At 64.8% G+C, this 12738-nt stretch carries 10 protein-coding genes; 4 read left to right on the top strand and 6 right to left on the bottom strand.

What is annotated here, in order from left to right:
• Window positions 1-247 precede the first annotated feature (247 nt).
• Together JQ587_RS34135 and JQ587_RS34140 are read left to right on the top strand one after the other, a co-directional pair.
• Window positions 248-2380, top strand: coding sequence for a type I secretion system permease/ATPase (locus JQ587_RS34135; RefSeq protein WP_212428278.1), 2133 nt, complete (start codon window positions 248-250; stop codon window positions 2378-2380).
• Window positions 2367-3821: an HlyD family type I secretion periplasmic adaptor subunit gene (locus tag JQ587_RS34140; RefSeq protein ID WP_212299425.1), complete on the top strand. Its 1455-nt coding sequence runs from the start codon at window positions 2367-2369 to the stop codon at window positions 3819-3821. The genes JQ587_RS34135 and JQ587_RS34140 overlap by 14 nt, the downstream gene beginning before the upstream one ends.
• A 104-nt stretch (window positions 3822-3925) precedes the next feature.
• On the opposite strand, the gene JQ587_RS34145 is transcribed toward JQ587_RS34140, so the two are convergent.
• From JQ587_RS34145 to JQ587_RS34155, 3 genes are all read right to left on the bottom strand, one after another.
• Window positions 3926-5788, bottom strand: coding sequence for an ABC-F family ATP-binding cassette domain-containing protein (locus JQ587_RS34145; protein WP_212428279.1), 1863 nt, complete (start codon window positions 5786-5788; stop codon window positions 3926-3928).
• Between the two features lie 45 nt (window positions 5789-5833).
• Complete coding sequence (locus JQ587_RS34150) at window positions 5834-6007, bottom strand: hypothetical protein (RefSeq protein ID WP_212299427.1); 174 nt, start codon at window positions 6005-6007, stop codon at window positions 5834-5836.
• A 212-nt stretch (window positions 6008-6219) separates the two neighbouring features.
• Entirely contained in the window at window positions 6220-6480 is a 261-nt protein-coding gene (locus tag JQ587_RS34155) for a sulfur globule protein precursor (RefSeq protein WP_212299428.1), read from the bottom strand.
• Window positions 6481-6793: 313 nt separating this feature from the next.
• Between JQ587_RS34155 and ndk the strand changes: the two genes are divergently transcribed.
• Together ndk and JQ587_RS34165 are read left to right on the top strand one after the other, a co-directional pair.
• Window positions 6794-7216, top strand: coding sequence for a nucleoside-diphosphate kinase (gene ndk / locus JQ587_RS34160; RefSeq protein ID WP_212027602.1), 423 nt, complete (start codon window positions 6794-6796; stop codon window positions 7214-7216).
• 38 nt (window positions 7217-7254) lie between these two features.
• The gene (locus JQ587_RS34165; RefSeq protein ID WP_212299429.1) at window positions 7255-8118 is read left to right on the top strand and encodes a TerC family protein; all 864 of its coding nucleotides are present in this window, start codon (window positions 7255-7257) and stop codon (window positions 8116-8118) included.
• A gap of 8 nt (window positions 8119-8126) precedes the next feature.
• Here the strand turns inward: JQ587_RS34165 and JQ587_RS34170 are convergent, their stop codons facing one another.
• Genes JQ587_RS34170 through JQ587_RS34180 form a run of 3 tightly spaced genes read right to left on the bottom strand, consistent with a single transcriptional unit; the run spans window position 8127 to window position 12643 of the window.
• Entirely contained in the window at window positions 8127-8438 is a 312-nt protein-coding gene (locus tag JQ587_RS34170) for a DUF3240 family protein (RefSeq protein WP_212299430.1), read from the bottom strand.
• On the bottom strand, window positions 8435-11509 hold the full coding sequence (locus JQ587_RS34175) for an efflux RND transporter permease subunit (protein WP_212428280.1): 3075 nt from the start codon (window positions 11507-11509) through the stop codon (window positions 8435-8437). The genes JQ587_RS34170 and JQ587_RS34175 overlap by 4 nt, the downstream gene beginning before the upstream one ends.
• Complete coding sequence (locus JQ587_RS34180) at window positions 11510-12643, bottom strand: efflux RND transporter periplasmic adaptor subunit (protein WP_212428281.1); 1134 nt, start codon at window positions 12641-12643, stop codon at window positions 11510-11512.
• Between the last annotated feature and the right edge of the window lie 95 nt (window positions 12644-12738).

Consider the following 12738-nt stretch of genomic DNA (forward strand, 5'->3'; position numbering starts at 1 on the left):
TTGTGGGAGTCGTTCTCAGAATCCATCTTACAAAACAACGCAATAGGGGCCGCAAATCCATATGCGATTCCCCTGCCCCTGTGGGGTAGGGCTAGGGAGAGGGGTAGCCCAGCACAAGGTGCCGATTGCTGATGATGCCGCAAGCAGACGTGCGACGGAAAGAATTCCCGTGTGGCACCCCCCTCCCTAACCCTCCCCCACAAGGGGGGAGGGAACGGAGAGAGCACTGGTGTGGAGGAAAACCCCCATGACAACGCAAACGGTCTCGACTGATACCGGGCTCGACGCGCTCTTGACCTTGCTTCACCTGCAAGGCGTGGCGGCCGACCGCGATCAGCTCAAACACCGGCTCGGTGCCGCAAGCTTTGGCGCAGCGGACATTGTCCGTTGCACCAGATCTCTCGGAATGAAGGCACGAACCTATCGCACGCAGTGGCGCCGTCTGCCGGAGTGCCCGTTGCCGGCGATCGCGATGCTGCGTGACGGCAGCTTCATGGTCATTGCCAAAGCCTCCGCCGACAAGGTGCTGGTGCAGTCGCCGGTGGCGCAGCGGCCGGTGTTCATGGCGCGCGACGAGCTCAGTGCGATCTGGGACGGCGGATTGATCCTGATGACCCGGCGCGCCGGACTGTCCGATCTCGGGCGCCGGTTCGACATCACCTGGTTCATCGGCGCGATCGCCAAATACCGTCGCCTGTTCGGCGAAGTGCTGGCCGCCTCGTTCTTCCTCCAGCTCTTTGCGCTGGTGTCGCCGCTGTTCTTCCAGGTCGTGATCGACAAGGTGCTGGTGCACCGCTCGCTGTCGACGCTCGACATTCTCGTCATCGGCCTCGTCGTGGTCTCGCTGTTCGACACCGTGCTCGGGATCCTGCGCAACTATCTGTTCGCGCATACGACCAACCGGATCGATGTCGAGCTGGGGGCGCGCCTGTTCAACCATTTGCTGGCGCTGCCGATGGCCTGGTTTCAGGCGAGGAGAGTCGGCGATTCCGTGACGCGGGTTCGCGAGCTCGAGAACATTCGCAATTTCATCACCAGCTCGTCGCTGACGCTGGTCGTCGACCTTGTCTTCACCTCGGTCTTCCTGGCGGTGATGTTTGCCTATTCGCCGCTGATGACCTGCATCGTGCTCGGATCGTTCCCGTTCTACATCGCGATTTCGGCGGTGGCGACGCCGCTGTTCCGGCGCAGGCTGGAGGAGAAATTCCGCCGCGGCGCCGAGAACCAGGCTTTTCTGGTCGAAAGTGTCAGCGGCATCGAGACGCTGAAGGCGATGGCGGTCGAGCCGCAGATGCAGCGCCGCTGGGAAGAGCAGCTTGCCGGCTACGTTTCCGCGAGCTTTGGCGTCACCAGCCTCGGCAACACCGCAAGCCAGCTCGTGCAGTTCGTCAGCAAGGTCGTTACTGCCGCGGTCCTTTATGTCGGTGCGAGGCTCGTGATTGGCGAGGCCTTGACGGTCGGCGAACTCGTTGCTTTCAACATCTTTGCAGGACGCGTCTCTGCGCCGGTGCTGCGGCTGGCGCAGGTCTGGCAGGATTTTCACCAGGCACGGCTCTCGATCGCGCGGCTCGGCGATATCCTCAACAGCACCGCGGAGCCAGCTTACGCGGCGGGCCGCGCCGGGTTGCCCGCACTGCGGGGCAATATCCGCTTCGAGCATGTCGCGTTTCGCTACCGGCTCGACGGACCGGAAATCCTGCACGACGTTTCGTTCGATATTCCGGCCGGGCAGACCGTCGGCATCGTCGGCTCGTCGGGGTCGGGCAAGAGCACCTTCGCAAAACTGGTGCAGCGGCTCTACGTGCCGCAGGGCGGACGCGTGCTGATCGACGGCATGGATCTGGTGATGACCGATCCGGCCTGGCTGCGGCGGCAGATCGGCGTCGTGCTGCAGGAGAACATGCTGTTCAACCGTTCGGTGCGCGACAACATCGCATTGGCCGATCCGACCCTGCCGATGGACCGGATCATGGAGGCGGCAAAGCTTGCGGGCGCGCATGATTTCATTATCGAGCTGCCTGAGGGCTACGACACCGTCGTCGGCGAGCGCGGCTCGACGCTCTCGGGCGGGCAGCGCCAACGCATCGCCATCGCCCGCGCGCTGGTGACCAATCCCCGCATCCTGATCTTCGACGAGGCGACCAGCGCGCTCGATTATGAGAGCGAGCGGATCATCCACGACAACATGAAGGACATCGCGAAGGGCCGCACGGTCCTGATCATCGCGCATCGTCTGTCCACCGTCCGCGGCGCCGACCGCATCTTCACGCTGGAGCGCGGCCGTCTGGTCGAGGACGGCACGCATGAGGCGTTGATCAGGAACGGTGGCCGCTACGCCGTGCTGCATCGTCTCCAGGGAGGGATCTATGAGGTCGGCTAGCGCTGCGCAGGCTGCTCGTCCGGAGCAGACCATCGTTCCCTTCCGGAATGCCAAGGGCCGGCGCCCTGAGGAAATCGCTTTCCTGCCGGCGGCGCTGGAGATCACGGAAAGCCCGCCATCGCCGATCGGTCGCGCCATCGCGTTTGCGCTGATGGCGCTTGTCTGCGCGGCGCTCGCGTGGTCGGCCTTGGGCACGATCGACATTGTGGCGTCAGCGACCGGCAAGGTCGTGTCGAGCGGGCGCAGCAAGGTGGTGCAGCCGTTCGAGACCGGCGTGGTGCGCGCCATCCATGTACAGGATGGGCAGGCGGTCAAATCGGGCGATGTACTGATCGAGCTCGATCCGACCGTGAATGCCGCGGAGCGCGATCGCCTGCATGATGATCTCGTGGCCGAACGGCTCAACAGCGCGCGCCTCCGCGCGGCATTGAGTGCCGGCGACGATGGCTCTGTCGATCTTGTTCCGCCAGGGGAGGCCGATCCCTTGCTGGTCGCGACGCAGCGGCAGCTCCTGACCAACCAAGTCGGCGAGCACCGTGCCAAGCTCGCGGGCCTCGAGCGCCAGGAGGCGCAGAAGGACGCCGAGCATCAGACCATCGCGGCGACGATTCACAAGCTGGATGCATTGCTCCCGGTGACCCAGCAGCGCGTCGATATCCGCAAGACGCTGATGGAGAAGGAGATCGGCTCCAAGCTGACCTATTACGAGACCCTTCAGCTCCAGATCGAGCAGCAGGAGGAGCTCGGTGTCCAGCGCAGCCGCCTGAAAGAGGCCGAGTCCGCGGTCGCCGCGATCCGCGAGACCCGCATCCAGGCGGAGGCCGAATATCGCAAGAGCCTGTCCGATGAGCTCGCCAAGAGCGAGCAGAAGGCCAATGGCCTCGCGCGCGATCTGATCAAGGCGCAGCAGCGGACGAAGCTGCAGCAGCTGACGTCGCCTGTCGACGGCGTCGTGCAGCAGCTTGCGGTCCATACCGTCGGCGGCGTGGTCACCCCGGCGCAGTCGCTGCTCGTGATCGTGCCGACGGACACGCGGCTCGAGATCGAGGCGATGATCTCCAACCGCGATATCGGCTTCGTCGAGGCCGGGCAGGGCGCCGCCATCAAGATCGACACCTTCAACTTCACTCGCTACGGCCTCTTGGAAGGCCGGGTCGTGAGCGTTTCGCAGGATGCTATCATTCGCGACCGTCCGCCGGAGCGCGGAAGCGATCGCGCGCCGGGCACGCAGCACGACAGCAGCGAGCCCAACGGGCAGGAACTCGGCTACAGCGCCCGCATCTCGCTCGATCGCACCCAGATGCAGGTGGACGATCGTCTCGTCAGCCTGTCCCCGGGAATGGCGGTGACGGTGGAAATCAGGACCGGATCGCGCACCATCCTGAGCTATCTTTTGTCGCCGCTGCAGCGTTACCGGCACGAGATCATGCGGGAACGCTAGGGTGCGCCAATTAGCACGTGTTTTCAATGACTTGATACGGGTCGATGAAACTGCCCCGGCAACCACCCCGCTACTGTGCATGGGGTTGTTTTGCAGTTTTTGATCTAGCCCGCCGCCTCGTCGAACTGCGCGCTCGCCTCCAGCCATTGTTCTTCGGCGCGCGCAAGCGCGTCGGCCGCATTGGCGCGGGCCTTCGACAGCTGCGCGGCCTGCTTGGGATCGCGCGTGAAAATGTCGGGCAGCGCCAGCGCCGTGTCGATCTTGGCGATGATGTCGGTGACGCGTGCGATCTCGCTCTCGGCTTCCGCGATCCGCTTCTTCAGCGAGCCGCGATTGTCCGACTTCGGGCGCGGCGGCTTCTCGCTTGCCGCGTTGCGCTCACGCGGGGCGGGTTCGGCGTTGCGCGCGGACAGCACCATGCGGCGGTACTCGTCGAGGTCGCCGTCGTAATTGGTCACGGTGCGGTCGGCGACGATCCAGAGCTGGTCGGCGCAGGCCTCGATCAGATAGCGGTCGTGCGAGACCATGATGATCGCGCCGGGGAATTCGTTGATGGCCTCGGCCAGCGCGGCGCGGCTGTCGATGTCGAGATGGTTGGTCGGCTCGTCCAGGATGATCATGTTGGGGCCGTAGAACGTCGCAAGCCCCAGCAGCAGCCGGGCCTTCTCGCCGCCCGAGAGTTTTCCGGCCTTGGTGTCGGCCGCCTTGCCGGAGAAGCCGATCGCGCCGGCGCGGGCCCGTACCTTGGCCTCGGGCGCGTCGCCCATCAGCTTGCGGACGTGGTCGTAGGCGGAGGCGTCCTCGTTCAGCTCGTCGAGCTGATGCTGCGCGAAATAGGCGATCGACAGCTTGTCGGCGCGCGTCACCTTGCCGGAGAAGGGGGCGAGACGCGCGGCGAGCAGTTTGACCAGCGTCGACTTGCCGTTGCCGTTGGCGCCGAGCAGCGCAATGCGGTCGTCATTGTCGATGCGCAGCGTCACGCGGCTCAGCACCGGGGTGGCGGGATCGTAGCCGACCGAAACATTGTCGACGGCGATGATCGGCGGCGACAGCAGCTTCTCCGGCGCCGGAAAGGTGATCTCGCGCACGTCCTCCGTCACCAGCGCCGTGATCGGCTTCAGCCGCTCCAGCATCTTGACGCGAGACTGCGCCTGGCGCGCTTTGGAGGCCTTGGCCTTGAAGCGGTCGACGAAGGATTGCAGGCGGGCGCGCTCGGCTTCCTGGCGCTTGACCGCCTTGGCGTCGAGCAGCTCGCGCGCGGCGCGCTGTTCCTCGAACGAGGAATAGGTGCCCTTGTAGAGCGTGAGCTTGCCGCGCTCCAGATGCAGGATCTGGTCGACCGAGCTTTCGAGCAGGTCGCGGTCGTGGCTGATCACGATCACCGTGCGCGGGTAATGCGCGAGGTGATCCTCGAGCCACAGCGTGCCTTCGAGGTCGAGATAGTTGGTGGGCTCGTCGAGCAGCAGGAGGTCGGGAGCTGCGAACAGGGTTGCAGCCAGTGCGACGCGCATGCGCCAGCCGCCGGAGAATTCGGCGCAGGGCCGCAGCTGATCCGTGGCGGAGAAGCCGAGGCCGGACAGGATTGCGGCGGCGCGGCTCGGGGCCGAATGCGCGTCGATGTCGACGAGCCGGGTCTGGATCTCGGCGATCCGGTGCGGATCGGTCGCGGTCTCTGCTTCAGTGAGCAGCGCGTCGCGCTCGAGGTCCGCCTTGAGCACGACCGAGATCAGGCTTTCCGGGCCGTTCGGCGCCTCCTGCGCCAGGCTGCCCACGCGCCAGCGCGGCGGCAGCGTCACCGAGCCGTGCTCGGCCGCAAGCTCACCGCGGATCACCTTGAACAGCGTCGATTTACCGGTGCCGTTGCGGCCGACCATGCCGACTCGCGAGCCGGGCGCGATCTGCACGGAGCTACTATCGATCAGAAGGCGCCCCGCAAGGCGGATGGAGAGGTCGGTGATGGAGAGCATGCGGCCTTGTCACCGCAAGGCGCGTCGAACGCAACCCCGTTTTTGTCAGTGCGAGTCGCGGTCGCGCCGCTTCAGCTCGTCGAGAAGCTGCTCGAGATGCGTCGGGAGCCGGGGTTCGGGGCGAAGGCTCTGCTGCAGCCGCTCGCCTACGGCATCACAGATCGAGCGGCTGGTGCGCCCGTCGATCTGTTCGCTGTCATTGGCAGAAAGGCCGGGCATCGCAGGGTTCCGTGTTTGCAAAGTAACGACACGGTACCAAGTCACAGGCCCCCAAAATGGTTTCGCGGGCCGTGGGCAATGCCCGGCATTCTAGTAAAAATTGTATGAATCCGTCGTGCCTGCCCAAAAGCAAGGCCCCGGCGGGGGGAACGCCGGGGCCTCTCTTGGAAGGTACCGCAGGGGGGAACGGCACCTCGGGAATTCATCTGGGCTTAGTAGCAGCGGTTGATCAGTCGCCAGCGGGGGCCCCAAGGGGTCGGAACCAGCCGGCGCACATAGCAGCCGCCATAGCCGTAAGCGACGGGAGCGGCATAGACGCGCGGTCCGCCCCAACCCCAGCCGCCGTGATGCCAACCGCCACCGCCGTGCCAGCCCCAGCCGCCGCCATGCCAGTGAGCGGAGGCGGAGGTGGGAGCCAGCGCGGCACCCAGCGCGACCGCGGCGACTGCAGCGAGCGAAAGTTTCCTCAACATGGTGATCTCCTCAAAACTGCCGGCGCGGGGCTATCGCGTCGATGGAAAGGCCGCCGAAACGGTCCGCCTCAGGGGGAAGGCTTCGGTTTCGATAGACCTGACGTTACGCCAGCGAGGCTGAACCAAACCCTGACGGAGCCTTCAGATTGGGTTCATCTGGGTGAAATCGTTGTAATCCATGTTGGAATTCCCGCCCTTAACCTGCGGCGAAGCGCCCTGTGAGGCCGTTCCGGCGGTCGCTTGCCGGATCGCAAAGGCGCCGATATAAGCCCCGCAACTCCGAACCACCCTTTTTCTCTTCAAGGACAAGATCATGGCCATCGAACGCACTTTCTCGATCATCAAGCCCGACGCGACCGCGCGTAACCTCACCGGCGCCGTGAACGCCGTCATCGAGAAGGCGGGCCTGCGCATCGTCGCGCAGAAGCGCATCCGCATGACCAAGGAACAGGCCGAGACGTTCTACGCCGTCCACAAGGCCCGCCCGTTCTTCGGCGAGCTCGTCGAGTTCATGACCTCGGGTCCGGTCGTGGTCCAGGTGCTGGAAGCCGAGGGCGCGATCGCCAAGTATCGCGACGCCATGGGCGCGACCGATCCGTCGAAGGCTGCCGAGGGCACCATCCGCAAGCTCTACGCCAAGTCGATCGGCGAGAACTCTGCCCACGGTTCGGACGCTCCGGAAACCGCCGCGATCGAGATCGCGCAGTTCTTCTCGGGCAACGAGATCGTCGGCTAAAGCCAATACGTTAAGTCGACGGGACGAAAGGATTCATTGTGAACTGGCTCTGGCAGATCTTCGATCCAGCAACGATCGGGGCATTCTTCACCCAGTTCCGCAATGAAATGGCCGAACCGACCTTCTGGATCGCGGTCGGCAAGATCATCTGGATCAACATCCTTTTGTCCGGTGACAACGCGCTGGTCATTGCGCTCGCCTGCCGCGGACTGAAGCCGCGGCACCGGCTGTGGGGCATGGTGCTCGGCGCTGGCGCTGCGGTGCTGCTGCGGATCATCTTCACCGGCATCGTCGCGAGCCTGATGGAGCTGCCGTACCTGAAGCTGGTCGGCGGCCTCGCGCTGATCGTGATTGCGGCAAAGCTGCTGGTGCCGGAAAACGAGGACGAGGACGACGTCGAGTCGGCCTCGCATCTGTGGCAGGCGGTGCAGATCGTCGTCGTTGCCGACATCATCATGAGCCTCGACAACGTCATTGCGGTCGCCGCGGCCGCCAATGGCAGCGCACCGCTTTTGGTCCTCGGCCTTGCCATCAGCGTGCCGCTGATCGTCGCCGGTGCGGCGCTCATCATGGCTTTGCTGTCGAAACTGCCGATCCTGGTTTGGGCCGGTGCGGCACTGCTCGGCTGGATCGCCGGCGAGGTGGTCGCGACCGATCCCGGCATCGCGCCGAAGCTGCACTCGCTATCCGAGGGACCGCTCGGCGTCTCGCTGGACAAAATACTCGGCGGCCTGCACATCCCGCCACAATTCGCCCATGGCGGGTCAGGTGGCGAGTATCTCTGCGCCGCGCTCGGTGTCGTGGTAGTGCTGCTGGTCGGCTGGATCTGGCGCCGGCGCAGCCTGCATGCGGCTGCGCTTGAGGCCTCCGAGCAGCACGCCAAGGCATCGGCTGAAGGCTAGCTCGTTGTTCAGTCGATGACGCCGAATTCCGTCACGGGCGTCGCCCAAAAGACGAGCTTGGTTCCGGCAAACGAAACCCGAAGACGGTCGAGCAGGCGGGTGGCATCATCCCGCACCAATATCACCTGCACCATGGCTTGATCGGCGTGGCCCTGGACGCGTTCGGCGGCCGTGCGCAGCCGGACTTCGCCGCCGTGGCCGGCCGCGTGCGAGGCCGTAAAGCCCGAGACAAGGTCGCTCTGTTCGGCGAGATAGTCGAACACCTCTTCACGGAGCTGACGCGGCACAATCAGGGTGAGGCAGACCTGCTGGTCGGTCATTTGGCCACCTTCGACGTGCCGCCGTAGCGGCGATACAGGATCGGCAGGAGGATCAGGGTCAGCACCGTGGAGGACAGCAGCCCTCCGATCACGACGACGGCAAGCGGTCGCTGGACTTCGGATCCCGGACCTGAGGCAAACAGCAGCGGGATCAAGCCGAGCGCCGTGATGCTTGCGGTCATCAGCACCGGCCGAAGCCTGCGCATTGCGCCTTCGACGACGATACGATGTTCGCTCAGGCCGTGGGCTCGCAGTTGGTTGAAGTAGGAGACCAGGACGACGCCGTTGAGAACGGCAATCCCGAGCAGCGCGATGAATCCGACCGACGCCGGTACCGACAGGTACTCACCCGTGAAGACCAGCGCGAAGACGCCGCCGATCAGGGCGAAGGGAATGTTCACCAGCACGAGCAAGGCCTGCCGGATCGCTCCGAACGTCGTGAACAGCAGCACAAAAATCAGACCGATCGCCACGGGGACGACGACGGACAGGCGTGCGGAGGCACGTTGCTGGTTCTCGAACTGGCCGCCCCACGTCAGCCGATAGCCGTCCGGGAGCTGGAGTTCTGCCGTGACCTTCTGGCGGGCCGCTTCGACGAAGCCGACCATGTCACGGCCCCGGACGTTGGCTCGAACCACGCTCATGCGAGCGCCATCTTCGCGATCGATCTTGACCGGGCCGTCCACGCGTTGAATTCGGGCGACCTGCGACAGCGCAACGTGCTGCCCCGACGCGAGCGTCAGCGGAAGGCTCGAGAGCAGCGACGGCGCCTCCCTCGTCGCGTTGCTACCTCGGACGAGAATCGGTGTGCGGCGTCCCTCCTCGAGCGCGGTTCCGATCGTTCGCCCCTCGATTTGCGTGCGGAGCGAATTGGCAATGGCGTCGACCGTCAGGCCGAGACGTCCGGCCTCCATTCGATTGACGGAAACCGCATAATATTGAGCGCCTTCGTTGAGCGTGGTGTAGACGTCTTCGGCACCGTCGATGCCGGACAGGATGGCCGACAGCTTTGCCGCGATTTCGTTCAGCCTGGCGATCTCCGGGCCGAAGATCTTGACCGCGACGTCGCCACGTACGCCGCTGATCATCTCCTGCACACGCATGTCGATCGGCTGAGTAAAGCTAAGCGAGATGCCGGGAAAGCCGGAGAGAACCTCACGCAATTTCTGCAGCAGGGCCTCTCGATTGTCGGTCTGCCTCTCGGCGGCTGGCTTCAGCACGAGGAATGTGTCGGTCTGGTTCGGCCCCATGGGGTCCAGGCCGAGCTCGTCGGATCCGGTCCGTGCGACGATGCCGGCAATGTCAGGCACAGCCAGCAGCGCGGCCTGCAGCCTCCCGTTGATGGCAAGCGATTCGTCGAGATTGACGGAAGGAAGCGTTTCCACGCTGACGATGACGTCGCCTTCGTCCATGGTCGGCATGAAAGTCTTGCCGAGCTTCGCATAGGCCAAGCCCGCAGCGAGCAGGCCGATCAGGGCCGCAGCCATGACCTTGCGCTCGTTGCTCAAGGCCCAGTCCAGTGCCGGCGCGTAGACGCGCTGGGCCGCACGAACGATCAGAGGATCGCGATGTGACGCAGATTTGAGCAGGAAGGACGTCGCGACCGGAATCACGGTCAGCGCGAGCAACAGTGAGCCGGCGAGCGCGAAAATGATCGCCAGTGCGACGGGGATGAAGAGCTTCCCCTCCAGTCCCTGGAGCGTCAGCAGGGGGACGAACACGATGATGATGATCAGGACGCCCGAGGCCACCGGCTCAAGGACTTCGCAAACCGACCGGTAGACCAAATGGATCAGCGGAGCCCCCTTGCCTGGCTCGTGCTTGCCGAGGTTGCCGACGATGTTCTCGACCACAACGACCAGCGCGTCGATCAACATGCCGATCGCGATCGCAAGTCCGCCGAGGCTCATCAGGTTGGCCGACATTCCCGCCGCACGCATGACGATCAGCGCAATGACGATGGCGAGAGGCAGGCTGAGGGCGATCACCAGCGAGGCCCGCCAGTTGCCGAGGAAAAGCAGCAGAAGCACGATGACGAGGGCGGTGGCCTCGCCAAGAGCGCGCACAACGGTCCCGACGGCGCGGTCGACCAGGCGGCTGCGATCATAGAACACGTTGATTGAAACGCTCTTCGGCAGCGAGGGTTGCAGCTCCGCAAGGCGAGCCCGCACGTCGCGGACGAGCTGTCCCGCGTTGGCGCCGCGCAAACCGAGCACGAGCCCCTCGACCGTTTCGCCGCGGCCGTTCGACGTGACGGCACCATAGCGTGTCAGCGTTCCGACTTTGACGCTCGCGACGTCATTGACGAGGATCGGGACCCCCTCGCGCGTGTCCACGACGATGGCCTTGATGTCCTCGATCGAACGGATGCTGCCTTCGATCCGCACCAGGGCGCTGTCCTCGCCCTGGTTCACCCGACCGGCGCCGTCGTTGCGGCTGTTGGCCTCGATGGCCCGGCGAAACAGGTCGTAGGAAATGCCGCGGGCGGCAAGCGCGTCATTTCGCGGAACGATCTCGAAGGCTCGCACGTAGCCGCCCAGCGCGTTGACGTCCGCAACGCCGGAGACCGTGCGCAGGGCCGGTCGGATCACCCAGTCGAGCAGGGTTCGACGCTCGGCGAGTGAAAGCTCGGCGCTGTCGATCGTGAACATGAACATTTCGCCCAAAGGGCTCGTGATCGGGGCAAGACCGCCGCTGACTCCGTCAGGGAAATCGCGCGAGATATTGGACAGTCGTTCCGAAACCTGGTTGCGTGCCCAGTAGATGTCGGTCCCGTCCTCGAAATCGACGGTGATATCGGCCAGCGCATATTTCGTGGTCGAACGCAGGATCTTCTTGTTCGGCAATCCGAGCAGCTCGAGCTCGACGGGCACTGTGATGCGCTGCTCGACCTCTTCGGGGGTGAGGCCTGGCGCTTTCATGATGATCTTCACCTGAACCGGCGAGACGTCGGGAAACGCATCGATCGGCAGGCTGGGCAACAGGACAGCACCGGCGCCGATCAACAGCAGCACGCTCAGGACGACGAACAGCCGCTGCGAAAGCGCGAATGCGACCAGACGCCGGAGCATCTATTGCCCCAATCCCGAGAGAATGCCGCGGAGCGCCGAGATGCCGCCGATCGCGATCTCGTCGCGATCGGTGATCGGGCCGGATACCACGACATGGTCCTGGTCTTCGGCAAGGAGCGTGACCGGAACGAGCCGGAAACCGCCATCGAAGGCCACAAACACGGAGGTCTGCTCACCCCGCCGGACCAGCCCGGCATAGGGGATCTCCCAGGCGCTGTCGCCGGCGGAGAGAAAGCCGATGCGGGCTGCGGCGGTCTGGCCGGGATGCAGCTCGCCGTCGTTGGGGATCTCCGCACGGACCAGGATGGTCTGGGTGGCGGGATCTGTCGTCTCGGAGACCAGCACGACCTTGCCGGGCGTGGCATAACCCTCGATCTCGATTTTCGCCCCGGTGCGGATCGCTCGAATGCTGGCAGCGGGAACCGCAATTTCGGCCCATAACGGCGAGAGCCGCGCCAGCTTGACCAGCGGCGCGGATTGTTCGAGCCGCTGCCCCGGCGATACCGCGACGTCGACCACGGATGCGGTCTGCGGTGCGTTGACCGTGAGCGTGGCGCTGATCGCAGCTTCCTGGACTAGCCGCGAAATTGCCTCGTCGGACATTCCGCTCAGGCGCAGCATCTGCCGACGTTCGGCGACCACGAGAGTGGCCTGGCGCGCCTCGGCCTGGCTCGCCTCGAGCACGCGTTGCGGGATCGCCTTGCCCTCGAACAGATCGATGTTGCGTTTGAGCTGTTGGCTTGCGAGCAGCTCCTGCGCGATCGCGTGCAGATAGTCGCGCTGCTGGGAGACGAAGCTTGGACTTTCCAGGACAACCAGCGGCTGGCCGGCCGAGATGCGGTCGCCGCGACCGACCGGGAGGCCGGCCACCATGCCGGCCACGGGCGCGCTGACCACCCACAATTGCGGCGTGGGGATCACGATCTGGACGGGGTAGGGCAGCGTCAGGTCGGTCCTGCTTGCGACCGGATGGGCGACGCGCACGCCAAGATTTCGCGCCTGCGGCTCGCTCAGCTTGAGCTCGTCCTGCGCTCCGAGCACCGGGGGCGAAAAGCCGAGAGCGAGCGCGGACAGGATACACGCAGCCAATTTCCGACCGCGAATCGGGAGGCGAAGCCCATGTTGGAGTTGCATGGCAGAAGTGGTCCGAAACAACGTGAGGACACGTTAATCCGGCGGGACGCGGCCTCGTTGATTTGCATCAACTGACGTCAGCCTGCGACACAAGG

It is taken from the genome of Bradyrhizobium manausense, assembly GCF_018130615.1.
In the GTDB taxonomy this organism is placed as follows: domain Bacteria; phylum Pseudomonadota; class Alphaproteobacteria; order Rhizobiales; family Xanthobacteraceae; genus Bradyrhizobium; species Bradyrhizobium manausense_A.